The sequence below is a fragment of the Streptomyces graminofaciens genome, assembly GCF_030294945.1.
GTDB lineage: Bacteria > Actinomycetota > Actinomycetes > Streptomycetales > Streptomycetaceae > Streptomyces > Streptomyces graminofaciens.
The window spans coordinates 8,772,539-8,789,733 of the sequence record NZ_AP018448.1 but is presented as its reverse complement, the minus strand read 5'-3'; the positions used below and the strand labels follow the sequence as shown (position 1 = coordinate 8,789,733).

The 17,195-nt window shown below is 68.3% G+C and carries 16 protein-coding genes and 3 pseudogenes; 8 read left to right on the top strand and 11 right to left on the bottom strand.

What is annotated here, in order from left to right; genetic code table 11:
- Window positions 1-111: 111 nt before the first annotated feature.
- Entirely contained in the window at window positions 112-303 is a 192-nt protein-coding gene (locus SGFS_RS38665; protein WP_286256864.1) for a hypothetical protein, read from the top strand.
- 328 nt (window positions 304-631) lie between these two features.
- Window positions 632-1,147, top strand: coding sequence for a MarR family winged helix-turn-helix transcriptional regulator (locus SGFS_RS38660; RefSeq protein ID WP_286256863.1), 516 nt, complete (start codon window positions 632-634; stop codon window positions 1,145-1,147).
- 94 nt (window positions 1,148-1,241) lie between these two features.
- Here SGFS_RS38660 and SGFS_RS38655 read toward each other — a convergent pair whose 3' ends face one another.
- From SGFS_RS38655 to SGFS_RS38645, 3 genes are all read right to left on the bottom strand, one after another.
- Entirely contained in the window at window positions 1,242-1,634 is a 393-nt protein-coding gene (locus SGFS_RS38655) for a nuclear transport factor 2 family protein (protein ID WP_286256862.1), read from the bottom strand.
- 38 nt (window positions 1,635-1,672) lie between these two features.
- Window positions 1,673-2,455, bottom strand: a complete 783-nt coding sequence (locus SGFS_RS38650) for an MBL fold metallo-hydrolase (protein ID WP_286256860.1) — start codon at window positions 2,453-2,455, stop codon at window positions 1,673-1,675.
- 142 nt (window positions 2,456-2,597) lie between these two features.
- Window positions 2,598-2,978: a VOC family protein gene (locus tag SGFS_RS38645; protein ID WP_286256859.1), complete on the bottom strand. Its 381-nt coding sequence runs from the start codon at window positions 2,976-2,978 to the stop codon at window positions 2,598-2,600.
- A gap of 316 nt (window positions 2,979-3,294) precedes the next feature.
- Between SGFS_RS38645 and SGFS_RS38640 the strand changes: the two genes are divergently transcribed.
- Together SGFS_RS38640 and SGFS_RS38635 are read left to right on the top strand one after the other, a co-directional pair.
- Window positions 3,295-4,176: an SPL family radical SAM protein gene (locus SGFS_RS38640; protein ID WP_286256858.1), complete on the top strand. Its 882-nt coding sequence runs from the start codon at window positions 3,295-3,297 to the stop codon at window positions 4,174-4,176.
- 191 nt (window positions 4,177-4,367) lie between these two features.
- Window positions 4,368-4,652 carry a hypothetical protein gene (locus SGFS_RS38635; protein ID WP_286256856.1) on the top strand — a complete coding sequence of 95 codons (285 nt, stop codon included), beginning with the start codon at window positions 4,368-4,370 and terminating at the stop codon, window positions 4,650-4,652.
- Between the two features lie 324 nt (window positions 4,653-4,976).
- Here the strand turns inward: SGFS_RS38635 and SGFS_RS38630 are convergent.
- The 5 genes and pseudogenes from SGFS_RS38630 to SGFS_RS38610 all read right to left on the bottom strand — a co-directional run.
- A pseudogene (locus SGFS_RS38630) lies at window positions 4,977-5,094 on the bottom strand (transposase family protein); the annotation flags it as partial.
- A gap of 167 nt (window positions 5,095-5,261) precedes the next feature.
- On the bottom strand, window positions 5,262-5,729 hold the full coding sequence (locus SGFS_RS38625; protein WP_286256855.1) for a hypothetical protein: 468 nt from the start codon (window positions 5,727-5,729) through the stop codon (window positions 5,262-5,264).
- Between the two features lie 359 nt (window positions 5,730-6,088).
- A pseudogene (locus SGFS_RS38620) lies at window positions 6,089-6,223 on the bottom strand (ABC transporter ATP-binding protein); the annotation flags it as partial.
- Window positions 6,224-6,230: 7 nt separating this feature from the next.
- Entirely contained in the window at window positions 6,231-6,512 is a 282-nt protein-coding gene (locus SGFS_RS38615) for a hypothetical protein (RefSeq protein ID WP_286260281.1), read from the bottom strand.
- Window positions 6,513-7,037: 525 nt separating this feature from the next.
- Window positions 7,038-10,640 carry a BTAD domain-containing putative transcriptional regulator gene (locus SGFS_RS38610; RefSeq protein WP_286256854.1) on the bottom strand — a complete coding sequence of 1,201 codons (3,603 nt, stop codon included), beginning with the start codon at window positions 10,638-10,640 and terminating at the stop codon, window positions 7,038-7,040.
- A gap of 406 nt (window positions 10,641-11,046) precedes the next feature.
- On the opposite strand from SGFS_RS38610, the gene SGFS_RS38605 reads away from it, so the two are divergent.
- Window positions 11,047-11,487: a Tat pathway signal protein gene (locus SGFS_RS38605; protein ID WP_286256853.1), complete on the top strand. Its 441-nt coding sequence runs from the start codon at window positions 11,047-11,049 to the stop codon at window positions 11,485-11,487.
- An 801-nt stretch (window positions 11,488-12,288) separates the two neighbouring features.
- Here the strand turns inward: SGFS_RS38605 and SGFS_RS38600 are convergent.
- A complete protein-coding gene (locus SGFS_RS38600; protein WP_286256852.1) occupies window positions 12,289-13,473 on the bottom strand; it encodes a cytochrome P450 family protein in 1,185 nt (394 codons plus the stop codon).
- 75 nt (window positions 13,474-13,548) lie between these two features.
- Here SGFS_RS38600 and SGFS_RS38595 point away from each other — a divergent pair.
- Window positions 13,549-14,010 (top strand): annotated as a pseudogene (locus SGFS_RS38595) (transposase family protein); the annotation flags it as partial.
- Window positions 14,011-14,053: 43 nt separating this feature from the next.
- Here the strand turns inward: SGFS_RS38595 and SGFS_RS38590 are convergent.
- Entirely contained in the window at window positions 14,054-14,980 is a 927-nt protein-coding gene (locus SGFS_RS38590; RefSeq protein ID WP_286256851.1) for an RNA polymerase sigma-70 factor, read from the bottom strand.
- Between the two features lie 153 nt (window positions 14,981-15,133).
- Window positions 15,134-15,607, bottom strand: a complete 474-nt coding sequence (locus tag SGFS_RS38585) for a carboxymuconolactone decarboxylase family protein (protein ID WP_286256850.1) — start codon at window positions 15,605-15,607, stop codon at window positions 15,134-15,136.
- A gap of 216 nt (window positions 15,608-15,823) precedes the next feature.
- Between SGFS_RS38585 and SGFS_RS38580 the strand changes: the two genes are divergently transcribed.
- Window positions 15,824-16,078: a DoxX family protein gene (locus SGFS_RS38580; RefSeq protein ID WP_434028235.1), complete on the top strand. Its 255-nt coding sequence runs from the start codon at window positions 15,824-15,826 to the stop codon at window positions 16,076-16,078.
- A gap of 577 nt (window positions 16,079-16,655) precedes the next feature.
- Window positions 16,656-17,087, top strand: a complete 432-nt coding sequence (locus SGFS_RS38575; protein ID WP_286256847.1) for a peptidoglycan-binding protein — start codon at window positions 16,656-16,658, stop codon at window positions 17,085-17,087.
- Window positions 17,088-17,195 lie beyond the last annotated feature (108 nt).

Genomic DNA, 17,195 nt, shown 5'->3' with positions numbered 1-17,195 from the left:
GGTCGAAGTCCTCAGGCGACTCGCGGCCGCCGACTAGCTCTCGCATTCTCTCCGCAGAGCGCGCAGTCGCCGCCAGCAGATACGTGCGCATCCAAGGGTGAGGAATGCTTCGTGGATGTCGTCGCGGATCTCCCATCGGATCCGCAGGCGGCGAAACCAGTGCAGATGGGCAATGTCAACTCAGACAAGGGCGGCGAGGTGTTCTGGCAGATGGCCGACTGGACCCCGGAATGGAATTTTCTCGGCGTACGGCGGCGCCTACGGGCAGCAAATCATGCCGCCACCACGGCTGCCCAACTGTGAAGTAGTCGACGGGGTGCCAGGACAGCAGATGCGCGAGCACGGTGGATCCATGCCCTGACGTCCCTGCGGGACCCGGGCAACTGGGCCCGGGCCTCCCGCCAGACCAAAGCCCGCTCCATCGAACTGAGTGCGGCAACGAGATCGAAAGGCACTGCGGCAGCCCCCGGAAGAACTCCCGGCACGCGCTGGGCATTTCCCTTCGCGGCCGGCCGCTCTCGGACGCGCCGCAACCGCTCTCCGCCTACCCTGCTTGCGCAAGCGCGGCTTGCCCGGAGCAGCGACAAGTACAGTTACCGTCTGCAGAAGATAATTCTTCGGAAGATGAGTGATGGCTGACGCTGACCTGAAGCAGCTGTACCGGGAGCTGGTCTCGCTGGAGATCGAGTTGTGGGACGGCATCGAGGGGCGGTTGCGGGCCGAGTACGACTTGGCGCTGACCTCGTTCGAGGTGCTGCACCTGCTGCTGCGGCGGCCCGGGAGGCGGATCCAGGACATCGCAGAGGAGTTCTCGATCACGGTGGGCGGCACGAGCAAGGTGGTCGACCGTCTGGAGGCGGCGGGCCTGTGTGTGCGGCGGGCCAATCCGAACGACCGCCGTTCCTCGATCGTCGAGCTGACGCCTGAGGGGCGGAAGCTGGTGGACGGGGCGCTGAAGATCTTCGAGGAAGAGCTGGAACTGCGGATCGGGTCGGTGATTCCCGAGCAGTCCGTACGCGAGGTGACGGCGGTCCTCACCACGCTGCGGGCAGCCGGACGCGCCCTGGACGCGGAGCGGAAGGCCGCCGCCAAGACGCCGGTGCCGACTGCGCGCGCGCCGAAGCTTTCCGGCCGACCGAGATCGTGAGCGGGGACGGCTCCGCAGTGCCGCGTACGGATCGGCTCGTGGTGCCCGAGGCCGAGCCGGCCCCGGGCACCACGGGCTCTAGGGCTCTAGGGCTCTAGCCCCAGAAGGCGTCTTCGGCGGCCGGGTCGGCGGAGAAGAGCCACATCTCGGTGATCTTGCCGTTCTCGATGCGCAGGAGGTCGACGCCGTCCATGCTCATCGACGCGTCGCCGTGGCGGCCGGTGAAGTGGATGGTGGCGGCGACCAGGTCCCCGTTGCCCATGAGGGTGTGGATCTTGTCGATGGCGAAGGAGCCCTGGCTGGTCTCCATCATGCTGCCGAGCATCTTGAAGACGGCGGCCTGGCCCTTGTGCTCGCCGGAGAACTGGTTGGCGCCGGGCTGGTGCCAGACGATGTCGGCGTCGAGGAGTTCGCCGAGAGCAGCCATGTCTCCGGTCTGGACGGCCTGGAAGTAGGTGCGGGCGATGTCGACGTTCGCGCTGGTCATGTCGTTTGCTCCTGGGTTCTCGTACGGGGGGTGGGTGGTTATCGGGCGAAGTCGAGGCGGTCGGCGAGGCCGACTTCGGTGAACGCGGCCTCGATCTCGTTTCGGCCTTCCTTGAAGTGGGCCCAGCTGTCGAAGTGGGCGGGGACGACCCGGCGGGCGCCGAGTATCTGCGCGGCCTGGGCGCCCTGGGCGCTGTCGAGGGTGAGCAGGGCGTTGTCGAAGGCGAAGGCCATGCGGGCGCCGCCGAGGAAGAGGACCGCGGTGTCGACGGGAGCGAACCTCGCGGCGATTTCCTTGACGTGCTCCAGGGAGGCGTTGTCGCCGCTGACGTAGATGGAGGGCAGTTCGTCGGAGGTGAGGATGAAGCCGACGACGTCGCCGGTGACCGGTTCACAGCCGACGGGGCCGTGCCGGGCGGGCACACCCGTGACGGTCACGGTGCCGCCGTCGGGCCGCCAGAGCTCGGCGGTCTCCCAGAAGGCCAGCCCCTGTGCGTTGCCGCCCAGACGAGCGGCTCCGCCGACCGTGGTGAACACGACCGGAACCTCGGACAGGAAGGCGCGGCCGGCGTTGTCCAGGTTGTCGTCGTGCGTGTCGTGGGAGAGCAGGACGGCGTCGATGCCGCCCAGGTCGGCGGCGGTGACGAGCGACGGGTCGGTCTTGACGAGCTTGTGGTCGCCGGGCAGAGGCATGGGGTACTCGCCGGGCGGGTCGAAGGTGGGGTCGGTGACGAACCTGAGCCCGCCGTACTCGATCAGGGTGGTCGGGCCGCCGTAGACGTGGACGGGGATCTTTTCGCTGGTGGCGCTGGTGCCGGGCATCGGGGGCCTCCGGTCGGGGAACGGTGAGGACGCGAGCCCTGCGGGTGGCTCCGGCAGGGGAAGTGGCGGAAGGAGAAGGGCCGTCGGCCGTGCTGCGGGACAGGACATCCGGCGGGTGCCGCGCGGTGGCCTGCGCGGCCGGTCAGGGGGCGGGCGCGGAGAAGACGCCGAAGTGGTTGCCGGCCGTGTCCCGCAGCCGGGCGAAGGTGAAGCCTGCGGAGTCGGAGACCGGCTCCATGAGCACCTCGGCGCCGAGTTCGCCGGCGCGCTCGACGGTCGCGGCGACGTCTTGGACGACGACGTAGAAGATCGCGTAGTTGGGGAACTTGCCCTCCGACTCCCATACGCCGCCCGCGGGCTGCTGGGCACCGGGCGGCATCACCGAGTGGTAGGTGACGCCCGGGGTGTTGGTGTTGAGGACGTAGTTCCAGTCGAAGAGCTCTCCGTAGAACTCCTTGACCTTCTCCGGCTGGTCGGTGCCGAACTCGAACCAGGCGACCGAGTTGAAGGCGGGAACGGTCATGGCACTTTCTCCTTACAGCCCATATCGGAACAAAAAGTAACTCTCCGGGGCGTGGTCGATCCGGAGGGTGTTCGCCGCGTTCCGCATGAATGGCTTCACGGGCCTGCCCGCCGGAGCGGACGGCCAAGGCCCCGGATCGGCCGCTCGCCCAGCAAACCATTTAGATTCCATGGAATCAACTTCCAGGGATTATTGTTCCACGCGATGCAGGTTTGGCGTCCCGTCGCCTCGCCCCGCGGACGGCACAGGAACGGGGCCGACCGTGGCACGGGCGGCCCGGCAGCAGAGCGGCCCGGCAGCAGAGAGGAAACCCGTCATGGAACCGGTCGAGATCGAGGCGAAGACCTTGATCCAGAAGTCGAAGACCCCGTCGAACGACTACGTGATCAACCCCTACACCGGCTGCGTTCTGGGCTGCGCGTACTGCTTCGCCTCTTTCGCGGGACGGCAGTTCGGCCGGTCGGCCAAGGAGTGGGGCGACTACCTGTACGTGAAGAAGAACGCCGTCGACCTCGCCCGCAAGGAGCTGGCCAGGATGCCCGAGCACAAGCGCCGCGGCACGATGCTGCTCAGTTCGGTCACCGACCCCTACCAGGGCCACGAGACGCGGTACCGGCTCACCCGGGGCATCCTGCGCGAGCTGAAGGCGGTCGAGTACCCGGGCCTGGTCCGCATCCTGACCAAGTCACCCGTCGTCACCCGCGACATCGACCTGCTCACCAGCCTGCCCCGGGCGGAGGTCGGCATGACCGTGACCACCGCGGACGACAAGGTCAGCCGCTGGCTGGAGGTCCGCGCCCCACTCGCCTCGCGCCGCCTGCGCACCCTCACGGAACTACGCGAGGCCGGCATCCCCACCTTCGCCTTCGTCGGCCCGCTCCTGCCCCACTTCGCCGCCCAGCCCGAACTCCTGGACCACCTCTTCGGGCAGGTCGTCGAGGCCGGTATCACCGAGGTGTTCATGGAACACATCAACCTCAAGCGGTACATCCGCGAGCGCATGGACCAGGTCCTCGCCGACGAACCCGACGAGGTGCGCGAGGCGTACGTACAGGCCCGCACCGAGGAACACCGCGAACAGCTCGACGCGATCGTGGCAGGCCTGCTGGCCGAGCACGGGCTGAGGCTGCGCTTCGACGAGGTCGTCCACCACGACGACAACGACGCCCTGCGGCAGAGGCTGGCCGGCTCAGCATGAACGCGTGGTACAGGCGTCGCGCCGGCGAGGAGTGTCAGGTGAACGGCGTCGTCAGATGACGGCGTCGGGCTCGGGGTCGGGGTCGGGAACCGCCCTACGCGATCCGGGCCGACTTCCCCGTCTCCTGGTCCTCCCACCTGGACATCGCCGATGTCGCCGTCGCCCTGTTCGAGCGCCCGGACGTCACCGGTGTGGTCTCCGTCGGCCAGTACCCGGCGATCACCGGGCCGGACCTGGCCAAGGCGTTCGCCGCCCGGCTCGGACGGGACGTCGTCTTCGAACCGATCGCCCCCGAGGAGATGCGCACCTCGATCGCACCCCTGATCGGGGAGGGCGCGGCCGCTGATGTCGCGGGGGCCTACCAGGCGATGAGCACCATGCCGGGCCGCTCGATCGCGCCGGAGACCTCCGCCCAGAAGCTGCTGGGCGTCGCTCCCCGGACCACGAGCCAGTGGCTGGCCGACATCGGCCTCTGACCCTCATAACTGTCGGCGTCGGCCGAGTTCGACAGGCAGGCGTGGCAGGCCGCCGTCGCGGGCAGCCTGCCACGTCCTGCAAAGCAGCCGACTGTCCACACCAAGACCCGCCCTCCGGCTGCGACTTCACAGGAAAGATCAGGTGGGCCGAGTGGAGCACGACGGCCTGAGCGGCTCCGGCGCGACGAGTTCACCGTCCAGGACGAGCGCCTCGCACAGCCCCATCCCGCCGGGGATCGGACCTGAGATCAGCATCCGCCCGGGACGGGCGAATGAGAACGGGGGACGAACGAGGTTGGGACGTGTGCCGGTGGCCCACCCCTGACCGGCCGGGCCTGTTCGCGTGCGGGCGGCGCGCCCGGGCCTCGGTACCGTCCAGCCGCAGCTCGACTCCCTCGGCCGCCGCGTACGCGAAAACGTCCTCCAGCGTGCGAAGCCACAAGATCAGCAGCCGAGTCGACGGTGTCCAAGGCCGGTGAAGATTCGATGGGACAAGGCCGTGCGGCCAAGGTACTGCGTCACAACAACACCCAACCCGCAGGGCCCTCTTTATGTCACGTCGCCTTCAACGACCGTGGCGCAGTGGGACATCAACTCGCCCGCCGACTTTTACGCTGGGGCGACGTGGGCGACGAAGGTGTCGAGCGCGCCCACGGCCGCACGGATATGGGCCGGGCCGGGACGCAACCGTTCTCCCGCGCACCACCAGGCCAGTTGTCCGTCCGTATCCCTCGGATGCATGCCCAGGCCATGCTCGGCACACACGGGCCACGCCTGCCACAGAAGCTCGGTGAGGGTCTCCTGCGCGGCATCGGCGACGATCGCCAGCGCAGAGGCAGGGTCGTCCGGAGAGTCCGGGTCCAGGTAATTGCCGTGCCACTCGCCGTTGGCCAGAGCGACGTAGACGTTCTCCGGTTCGTCCGCATCGCCGGACGGGAGGGCCAGCAGTTGCAGGGGTTCCTGTTCGGGAAGGGTCACCGCCAGGTCCCGGTTGAGGAGGGCGAGAGCCCGGTCCCACATCGGGTACTCGCCTGGCGAGACGCGACGGGGCTCGGAGGGGTCGAATAGAGCGTGCATGGGCACCATCCTCCGCCACACCCGGGACAGCCCCAAGCGCACACCACGTCGCGAGTCGGGCAGTCCCGCCCGGGACGCGAGTCGTCGCCGTCGAATCCCAGGGCGAACCATCGTGCTGAACTACCCGAACCGCTGCGTCAGCTGACGGAGAACTGACTGAAGCTCGCGGTGCCGATACTTCCGGCGTGGGCCGTGGAGAACACGCCCGCGTCCAGGGTGCTGTTCGCCCCGGTCAGTGTCGCGGTGCCGACCGTGGTCCAGGTGGTGCCGTCGGCGGAGTAGGAGCCGGTGACCGACAGTGCCGCTCCTGACCAGGCTGAGCCAGACCGGGGCGACGGTGGAGCTTCCCGTCTTGAGGCTTCCCAGCGCACGGTGCGGTCGCACCAGCGGTTCAGGAGGATGTGGTCGTGGCCGACGGCGAGCAGGCCGACGCAGGTGGTGGCCCGGTAGTTCTCGACGGCGGCGACCAGGGCAGCGGCCGCGGACGCGTCGAGATCGCGGTCAGTCGCCGACGAACCACAGATATCGGTGAACTCTCTGCTCGACGACCTGGCACAACTCGCGGGCCTGCCCGACCCAGTCACCACCGCAAGCGGCCGGGAGCCGGTCGAGTTCCGCCAGCAGCAGCGGCACCTGGCGCCGGTTGAAGACCGCATCCCCATCCGGCATCAGAGCCGTGAGCATCGGGAACAGCGCCGGATCCAGATCGGCGAAGGCGGAAGTCCACCGCACTCCGGCCTTGGCCCGGGCCACGACGTCGCGGCTGTCACCGCGCACCTGCATGTTGATCACCCGCCGACCTTATCGGCGCCCCACCCCGACCGGCGAAGGAAGATCCGGCGCCGGTGTCTGAGCGAGTGACCTCCCCGTATCGGCGTCGCCGACGCAGGACATACCGACGCTCGCCCACGGCAGAGGCGGCCGTGGCGCTCGTAGTGTCGGTGGACGTCATGGCCTGGTTTTTCCCACACGGCGAAAGGGGGGAGATCCACGCCCAAGCCTCGGACATTCCCGCCCCCAAGCCGCTTCTGCATCGCCCCGCCACCCACAGCAGCGTGCCTCCGCAGGCGCCACTTCCGAACACCTGCGGCCTCACTGCGGCCTCAACTTCGCCCCCGGCCCCTCGTTCAGGCCGCCGTTGCGGCTCACCCGAGCCAAAGACCGACGCGTTGTCGCAGGTCAGAGCGGGTCTGAACTGCGGCGAACCACGGCCGTCGCAAGGGCCGTTGAACTTGTGAGCAGCGGATTCAGTCCGTTGGCCCAGAGTCCCGATCCACGTTTTCGCCGGCCGACACACCTTTGCAAGTCTCAGATCCCAGGTGTTATGCCGATTGTCAGAGGCGGAATTCGGACGGCGATGCGGTCGTGTTCTTGATCGGCCAGTTCGGACAGGGCCGTTGCCCCGCAGCCGGTGAACAACGCGCTCGCTCGTTCCAGCTGAGCGAGTCCTTCGGACCGGCGGTCGACGACGGACAGCGCGATACCGGCCGTCAGCCGGGCTGTGGCTTCATAGAGTGGCATCCGAGCTGCGCAGAACGCGGCAGCGGCCTCGCACGCGGTCTCTGCCGCCGCCGCGTCTTCCCTTGCGAGGTGTACCTCGGCGCGGGCCAGCAGAGCGAAGCCGAGTTGTCCTGGCGGTCCGTCGGGGCTCACAGCGGATGCTGCGCGGCCGGCCCACATGTCGGCAGCCGCCACATCTCCCCGGGCCAGTTCCGCACCAGCCAGCAGCCGCAACCACACTGGGCGCACGGGTGCTTCGAACGCCGACATCTCGGGGCCACCACCCGCTTCGATCACCCTGCGGACGCAACCCGCCGGATCGCCGGTGAACAGCAGCGCACTGCCGAGCATCCCCAGTATCGCCGACCGGTGCTGGGTCGGTTCAGGGCCGACCTGGGAAAGCGACTCCTCACAGATCTTGAGTGCTCCGGCGAAGTCTCCCCGCCACATCGAGACCGCCGCGTTCACCGCCTCGGCCAGCGAGCGTGGCTCGTTGCTGCCGACGAGTGATGCCGCCTCCAGTGCGTCGTCGGCGTACTTCGCTGCCTCGTCCAGATGCCCGAGCCACATCAGTACGTATGCGGAGGCTGCGAAGAGATCGGCAAGCATGAGGCTTTGGCCGGTACGACGGGAAAGGTCCAGGCCCTGGCCGAGGTGCCGGAGCGCGGCGTCGTAGTGTCCCAGGAACATTTCCGTCCAGCCGATCGTGACAAGGGTGTCGATCTGGTCGACCAGTTGCTGGTCATCGGCTTCGTCGACTACTTCCAGTACCAGGTCCAGGTAGTCGGTCGATCGGGCGGAGTCCCCGGCCAGGACATGTGCCAGTGCCAGCAGGCTCCGGACAGCGGTGATCCGCGATGGGTCGCCGACGGTTTCCGCCGAGTTCAGCGCGCGTTCGCCCCAACCGATGGCTGTGGGGAAGTCGGCTGTGCGAAGCGCCACCGTCGCGACCCCCATCTGCAGAGCGGCGGTCTCGGATGCCGGCCGGTCGTCGTGGTCCGCCAGTTCCCGAAGCAGCAGCGACGTCGCCTTCTTGTAACGGCCGAGCTTCCACTCCATCGTGGCTCGGGAGACGGTCAGCCGAGCCCGCTGAGCCCGCGCCTGCGCAGGCAGGAGAGAAGCGGTCGTGCGCAGGACGTCGCGGCTTTCCAGCAGTCGTCCGGCCATGCCCAGCGCATCGGCCTGCTGGAGCCACAGTTCGGGCCGCAGCCGACTCTGCTCGCCGAGCAACCGCAGGGCTTCCTGTGTCCAGTGCGCGGCAGCGGCCGGGGCGATCGTCATCACCTGACGGGCAGCCCGTACCAGTACGTCAACGGCATGTTCGTCTCCGACCCGCGCCGAACGCTGAACGTGCGACGCCTGGGCGGTCAGCGGTGCGCCGTGCAGCGCCAGGCCGTGCGCGGCCCGGGTGTGCGCCTCGATCCTCCAGCCGGCGCCCGCCCCCTGGTACACCGCTGCCCGCACCAGCGGATGGCGGAACCGGAATCGGCGTGTGGAGCCGATCTGGCGTACCAGGTCCCGCTCCGCGACCTCGTCCAGGGCGGCAAGGGCCTGTGCCTCACCGGTCCGGGCCACGACGGCGACCATCTCGGCTTCGAAGGAGTCACCGAGTACCGCGGCCGCCTGTGTACAGGCCCTCGCGGTGGCCGACAGACCTCCCAGCTCCTCAAGCAGTGCGGCACGCACCGATTGCGGCAGCTCGTCGGCGACGGGCACCGCGTCGGCCGGGACCACCGGCGGGCTTTCGTTCCCGGCGCTTCGGGCCAGCGCCTCCAGGTAGAACGGGTTGCCGCCGCTGGCCTCGTACAGCTGTCGAAAGCGCCAGTGATCCGGCCTGGCCCCGCACAGCTCCGCTCCCTCGGCCGGGGACAGCGGCCCCAGCTCGACCCTGGCCACTCTTCCCGCCGTTGCGGCCCGGGCCAGTGCCGCGGCCAGTCGCGGCGGAGCCTGCCGGGGACGGTAGGCGAGGGCGAGGAGCAGCGGTGTCCTCGGCGGGTGCCGTACCAGATGGTCGATCAGCTCGGCTGTACCGTCATCCGTCCACTGCAGGTCGTCCAGGCTGAGCACGAGCCCGCCGTCGGCACTCAGCGCCTCCAGCAACGTCCGCACCGCCCGGTGGAACCAGTACCGTTCGACCGTCACCGGCTCCGGCCCGGTCGGGAACCGGTCACAGAGCGCGGGGAAGACCGTACTCAGCAGCGCGAACGCGCCGGGCGGTGATCCATCGTGCCGGAGCCGGAGGAAGTCCACATGGCCGAGGTGGTCGTCCAAGGCGTCCACGAACGCGCCGTACGGAGCCCGGTCGAACTCCACGCTGCGGCCGGCCAAGGACACGAAACCGCGCCGTCTCGCGCGCTCGCCCAGTTCGCCGAGCAGCCGTGTCTTTCCGATACCCGGTTCCCCGACCACCTCGACCACCCCTGGCGCACCGGCCAGGGCATCCTCGATCGCACCGTCGAGAACCGCCAACTCCGCTGTCCGCCCGAGGAGGTGACTCGCCGTCCGGGGGCGCTGCGGTGTCGGCGGGCCGGGCAGTTCGGCGCCGTCCCGTGGGGCGCCCACCGGCGGGGGCGTGGGTGACGGGCCCCGCACGAGAGCGGGTGCGGATCCCGGAGCACGCCCGGCGGCGGGGAGGTTCATCGCGGGGACGGCGGCGGGGACGTTCAGTGCGGGGTCGGTGGTGAGGATCTGCTGGTGCAGTTGCCGCAGCGGGAGGCCGGGGTCACAGCCGAGTTCTTCGGCCAGCAGCAGCCGGATCTGCTGGTAGTGGTTGAGGGCATCGGCCGGGCGACCGCAGCGGTACAGGGTGAGGATGAACTGGCCGACCAGCCGTTCGTCCAGTGGGTGCATCTCGACCCGGGCGGACAACTCGGACAACAGTCCGCTGTGGTGACCGCAGCGGAGCCGAACGTCGGTGTGGTCCAGTTCGACCGCGACCCGTTCTTGGGCGACCGCGTCGCGGAGGGCGTTGATCCAAGGGGTGTCCAGACCCGCGAAGGCATCGCCCCGCCAGAGGCCGAGCGCCTGCCCGAACAGGGTTGCGGCCTGCTCGTCCTGCTCGTTCCGCGCGGCCGCGCGGGCCCGTGCGGCTACGTCACGGAAACGGCGCAGATCCACTGCCGCCGCCTCGACGTCGAGGACATACCCACCGGAACGGCGGACGATATCCGCCCCCTGGGCGACGGCCAAGGCCTGCCGCAGACGGGAGACATAGCCGTAGACCGTGTTCCGGGCCCGCTGCGGAGGACGGTCGGCCCAGACGCGCTCGACGAGCTGGTCCACCGAAACCACCTGGTTGGCGTCCACCAGCAGCACGGCGAGCACACACCGCTGCCGGGCATGGCCCAGATCGACGATTCGGCCGTCCACCCGCGCCTCGACGCTGCCGAGCACACCGAACTCAACCGTCACAGCACGCCCCCGAGTCTCGGATCCCACCCTGGCATAACACCTTCGACCAGCCAATTCAACGTTTGCTCAAGGTTCGCCGACGGTCGGCCGAGCATCTTGGTCCAGGACAGGAAACAGCGCGACGAAGAACCCGGAGGCCCAGCTCGACAGGCGTTCAGCCGCACAGCGAAACGGCCGCAACCGACGAGCGTGCAGTCACCGCCCCGGGGGCGTGGAGTGGCGCCTCCGCAGTAATCACCCCCGATACGCACGCAGGTAGCGGCAGAACGCGGGCTGTCGCACTGAACGCACAGCAACCTCGCCCCGCCAGGGGTGTGAGCAGCACAGCCAGCCCTTGGGCCTCTGTCCTGTCGTCAACCCAGTGGGTCCGTTCCCAGTCACACCATCGACATCCAGGAGGACCGCCATGGTCAATGGCATCACATTCAAGAGCGTTCAGAAGAAGCTCGCGGTCGCGGCCGCCGCCGCGGGCCTGGTCCTGGCCTTCTCCGGCCAGGCTCAGGCCGCGAGCTATTACAAGAGCACGTCCGACGGCTGTGCCTCCGTCAACGGCACCTACAACTACTGGCAGGTCGGGACGGCCGGCGGCTACGCCCTCTACGACACCAACTGGGACTTCGAGATCTGGGACAACTGCGCAGACGGCAAGGGCGCGGGGCTCTACACCACCTACCAGAAGTGGGAGAACGGAGGGTGGAACTACCACGGCTACACCAAGCTCGGTTCGGACAGCAACGGCGCCAACAGCACCCCCGGCTACGCGAACAGCAACGGGTACAGCGTCCGCAACGTGAAGCTGTACGTCTGCTTCGTCGGTGACGGCAATTCCTGCGTGTCGCTGTTCTAGCGTTCCCGGGAGTCGGTCCGGGCGAGCCCCCGGCATTCGCCGACGGCACCCCGTAGGGGGCAGGGAGGGCGCGGCCGAAGTGCGCAGAGGCGCCGAGCCACTGGTGTCCATGCCGCACAACCAGCAAACGGGACACCGAGTCGGCCCGGAGACACCGTCGCCTTGGACACGGCTGCGCCGTCCCGGCCCCTGTACTGCCCCTGGGTCTTGGCATCGGCCCTCAGGGCAGCCACCCGGACCGCGAGCAGCAATCTCGATCTTCTGCTCCACCACAGGTCAGAGGGGTTGAAGGTCCCTCCCGAGCGGGGCCGGACTCCAAACCCACGAGCAGCGGCTGCGCGGACATGGCCGTCCTGCGCCAGGTGACGTTGACGCATCCCAGCGGCTTCTCCATGCAGCCGGATCGGTACGGCGATCGAGGTGCGGCGCCGTCGAAGTCGTACTCCGGTGCGCGCATGTGGGAACGGAAGCCGACAAGGGCGGCGGGGACCACCTCGTCGACGTACGCCTTGGGGCTGTTGGTGTCGATCGTCACCAACCGAACGCGACCGCCGCCACTCACGCGGCTCCGAGGATCCGCTCGCCGCCATGGCCAGCTCCCTTTAGAGGACCGTTGCGGCGATGCGGATGTCCGCCACGTACAGCACGGGCATCGCAGCAGCGGCGGAGATCGTGGACAGTTGGACTGGGGTCCTCGTCCGCACGTGAGTAGTGATCACGATGCCGGTGGCCTCCTCGGCAGTGATGACTCCCTTGCCGCGCAGCTTGATCGCCTCGGCGGTCAGACACGAACGCGATCAGTCAGAACCGCACCGGCAGCGCGACCAATCCGCGGGCCCGCATCGAGGGCCGCCACCGCAGTTCGTCACGCGGCACGTCCAGTTCGAGGGCGGGGAAGCGGCGCAGCAGCGTACTCACGGCGATCTGTGTTTCCAGCCGTGCCAGCGGGGCGCCCACGCAGTAGTGGATGCCGTGCCCCAGCGCCAGATGCCCGCCGTCCCGCCTGTCCACATCGAGGTGGTCGGGGTCGCGGAAACGGGCGGGGTCACGGTTGGCGGAGGCAAGCGACAGCATGACCGTCTCCCCCGCCGGGATCGTCACCCCGTCGATCTCCACGTCTTCGACCGGGAAGCGGCGGATCGCGAGCAGCGCCGGGCCGTCGAAGCGTGCGAACTCCTCCACAGCACCTTCGATTTTGGCTGGGTCGTCACGTAGCGCGGCCAACTGCTCCGGGTGGTCCAGCAACGCCAGCACGGCGGTGCCGATGAGTTGCACCGTGTTCTCGTAGCCGGCGGACAGGATGAGGAACGCCAATGACGTCAGCTCGTCCTCGGTGAGTCTGTCGCTGCCGTCGCGCACGTTGACCAGATCGGACAGTAGGTCGTTGCCGGGCATGCGGCGCTTGTCGGCCATCAGCTGGGGAAAGTACGCCAGCATGGCGGCCACTGCGTGCTTCGCCCTGTCGGGGTCTGCGGGATCCGGGGCGACCAGCGCGTCGGTCCAGGCCCGGAAGTCCAGGCGCGAGTCACCTGGCACACCGAGCAGATCGCAGATGACGGTGATCGGTAGCGGTACGGCGAACTCGGCGACGAGGTCGGCGTGCCCTCGGTCGGCCACGCTGTCCAGTAGCCGGTCGGCCAGGAACTGAATGCTTGGGCGCATCCGCTCGATATGGCCGGGGGTGAATGCCTGGGCGACCAGCCGCCTGATCCGGGTGTGGTCGGGCGGGTCCATGTTCAGGAGGTTGGCGTCGAGGGCCGCAGGCAGCGAGAAGCCTCTGTAGTTGCCGGGAAGCCGGTGTGTCTTGTCCAAGGAGAGCCGCGGGTCGGCCAGCAGTTGCCGCACATCGGCGTAGCGGGTGACGATCCAGACGGGCAGCCGGTCCGGCCCGATGATCCGGTGAACCGGCCCGGCCTCCCGAAGCCGGGCATACGCCGTATGAGGGTCAGTGAACAGCTCGGACAGGTCAGGTAACGCAGTAGACATGGCTGGCAGCCTAAGCGCTTCACGGCGTCAGAGCCGTCTTGGATAGCCCCGTTCACCGGGCTGAGCCCACGCACGCCGACCCGCGATCACACCGTGGCTGAGCAGTCGAAGAACTATCGGTACTCGACGAACCATCAGGTGGTCGTCGACGCCGACACCCGGCTGGTGGTCCTGCTCGGCCGGCCACTGCCGGGCAACCGCAATGACTGCCGGGCCTGGGCCGGGTCCGGCGCGAAGGACGCCGTCGGGAAGACCGTAACGATCGCCGACGGCGGCTACCGGGGAACGGGACTGGTCATCCCTCACCGCCGTCGCAGCGCGGACGAAGAACTCCCCGACTGGAAGCAGGCGCACAACAAGAGCCACAGGCAGGTCCGGGCCCGCGTCGACCACGTCTTTACCCGCATGAAGACCTGGAAGATCTCGCGCGACTGCCGCCTCCGCGGCGACGGCGTGCACCACGCGATGCGCGGTGTAGCCCGCCTGCACAACCTCAACCTCGCCGGACAGGCGAACCGGCCACCCTGCGGCCGCTGACATGAGCTGCCGGTGAACGAGCCGACCCACGCCAGTCCCGAGGTCATTTCGTCTGCTGGCGGCGGGCCTGCTTCACCTCGCGGTCGATAGCCCAGGCGTCAGCGACCGGCCCGAGGTGGCCGAGCTTGTCGGGGTTGATCACCGAGCGGATGGTCTGGATCTGCCCATCGAGCAACTCAAGGGCCAAGATGTGGAGCACCTTGCCGTCCCGGTCGCGGAAGATCGCTCCGGGCTGGCCGTTGACCTCGTGCGGCTCGAAGGTCACCTCGATCCGGGCCATCCAGGGGAAGACGGAGGCGAGCAACCGGGCCACGTTCTCGGCGCCGATGACGGCCCTGGCCAGCTGCGGGGCCTTGCCGCCGCCGTCCCCGACCATCGACACGTCGGCGGCGAGCAGATCCCGCAGGCCGACTACATCGCCTTCGCGGAGGGCGTCGAAGAATCGCGTCGCCAGTTCCTGCCGCTCCTGACGGTCCGCTTCGAACCGTGGCCGTCCGGCCTGCATGTGCCGCCGCGCCCGTACCAGCAGCTGCCGGCACGCCGCCTCCGACCGCTCCACCGCCGCGGCGACCTCGTCGAAGCCGAAGCCGAACACCTCCCGCAGCACGAACACCGACCGCTCCAGCGGGCTGAGCCGCTCCAGGAGCAGCAGCGCCGCCATCGACACAGAGTCGGCCAGTTCCGCTGAGCGTGCCGGATCCTGATAGGGATCGGTGAGCAGCGGCTCGGGGAACCACGGCCCGACGTACTCCTCCCGCCTCACCCGTGCGGAGCGCAGCACGTCGATCGAGATCCGCGTCACCGTGGCGGACAAGAAGGCCTTGGTCGACGTGGGCCGGGTCGCCGAGCCGTCGAAGCGCAGCCAGGTCTCCTGTACCGCGTCCTCGGCCTCACCCACGCTGCCCAGAATCCGGTAGGCGATCGAGAACAGCAGCGGCCGCAGCTCCTCGAACTCCTCGACCTTGCTCACGCCGACTCCCCCTTGCAGTCCTCCCGCCCGGCCGTACTCGTCGGCGCGGGCATCTACTGGTGATCATCCGGTCCACCGGTGGCGCAGAGCAAGGCCCCATGGGCCGGGAGCCCGCGGCCCGGGCCCGGGCCCGGGCCGGTTGCCGACGACCGTTCAGTGGAACTGCCCGACCTCGTAGTCGCCGGCCGGCTGCTGGGTGATGATGTTCAGCCGGTTCGCCGTGTTCATGAAGGACACCAGGATCACCAGGGCGGTGAGCTGCTCCTCGTCGTAGTGCTCGGCGGCACGCGCCCAGACCTCGTCGCTGACCCCGCCGGCCGCGTCCGCGACCCGGGTCCCCTGCTCCGCCAGCTCCAGCGCGACGCGTTCGGCCTCGGTGAAGACCGTGGCCTCCCGCCACGCCGCCACCAGGTTCAGCCGCACCGGGGCCTCCCCGGCAGCGGCGGCCTCCTTTGTGTGCATGTCGATGCAGACGGCGCAGCCGTTGATCTGGCTCACGCGCAGCGCCACCAACTCCTGCGTCGCGGCCGGCAGCGGGGATTCCTTGAGCGCCTTGCCCGCCGACATGAAGTACTTGAGGGCCTTGCTGGGGTTCGGGCTGGCGAAGTAGTTCAGTCGCGCGTCCATCGTGTGCTCCTCCGTGGTCGTCAGTGGCTACACCCCCTGAGACGAGGTAGCCCGACGCCCTGTGACACGGACGCGTGTGACCCACGTCTGCCTGCTGCCGGGGTGTTCGGAGATGCACAGGCGGGGTTGCTGTCTCGTCACAGGGGTGCGGGCAATCCTCGATGAAGGAGCTGATGATGAACCTCACGCTGTGGATCACTGCTGGCCGCTGTCTGACTGGCCGGCAGCGCCAAGATGTTCGTGCCCAAGGAGAAGACGGCCGGCATGGGCACCGCCACCCGATGGGTCGAGGACTTCAGCCCCGGCGCCCTCCAGGCCATCGGCGCCCTTGAACTCCTGGCCACGGCGGGCCTGGTCCTGTCCGCCCTGCCAGACATCGGAGGATCAGTGGTAGTCGGCGCTGCGTTCATCTTGCGCTCAGCCACGTCCAACCGCCGTAACAGGAAAATGAGGAAGGCCAAGGCTTGGTAGGCCTCTTCGTCGCTGTAATTCGGGGACTGGCCGTGGCCTCCCGGGTTGCGTAGTGCACCCATCATTGCCCTGTGGAGAATCGATCTGGCCGGCAACTTCGCTGGGGGCGGGTGACTTAAGGGATCGCGGCGGCCCTGTTCGATCACGCTTCCACGATCGCGGGGGCCAATGGGGGAAATCAGGTCAGGCGGTGGGACACATATCGCCTCGGCCGTCATGAGTGCGACAGCACGCTCGTGTACGTGTCCGATGTGATCTGGCGTGAGCTCTGCCCGAGCCGCCCCTGCACCACCTTGATGCCGTTCTTCGCGAGCAGTGACAGCGTGGCGGAGATGTGGCGCAGAACATGAAGGCGGCCCTCATGCCGTTCCCGGCACGCTTCCAACTCGCCTGCACGGTGGAATAGTTTCGCAATTCAATTCAAGAATGTTTAACTGATCGCATTCGCTGCTATTCGAGTTGCGCGTGACGCGCACCATTGTAAAATACGGCCGGAGTTAGACCGTTGGCGACGTGTCGCCACTTCCGTCCATTTCCCCCTGTCGCACCGTTCTTAACTCCGCACTAGAATGACCGCATGAAGACAACCGAATTCTATGTGGTAAGGGAGGGCGATACGCTCTCCGCAATCGCGGCCAGGTTCCACGTGACGCTGGCTCAGATCAGGGAGTGGAACCCGCAGATCACCAATCCGAATCTCATACACCCAGGACAGCGGGTCCGCGTGGCCCCACCGGGCGAAGAGCCTGACGGCGAGTATGAGCCCTACCCGGGAAAGGACTTCTTTCAACCGTCCGTGAGTAGCCCGATCATCGAGGCCATGGGCTATCGCCTCATCGAGGAGGGCTGCTCGGCGTACTCCGGCGGACCCGACTACCAATGGAGCGAAGCGGACCAGAAATCCTACGCCAAGTGGCAGCGCAAGCTCGGCTTCTCAGGCGCGGACGCGGACGGAAATCCCGGGCAGCGGTCGTGGGACAGGCTCCATGTGCCCGCCATCTACGAGTGAACAACCCGCCCCCGGACACCAACCAGGGGAATTGACTGATCGAGTTCCGTCAGGGGTTCATCACGTGAGGCCGAGGGCTCGTAGGGGCCGGTGCTAGTCACGGCCGGT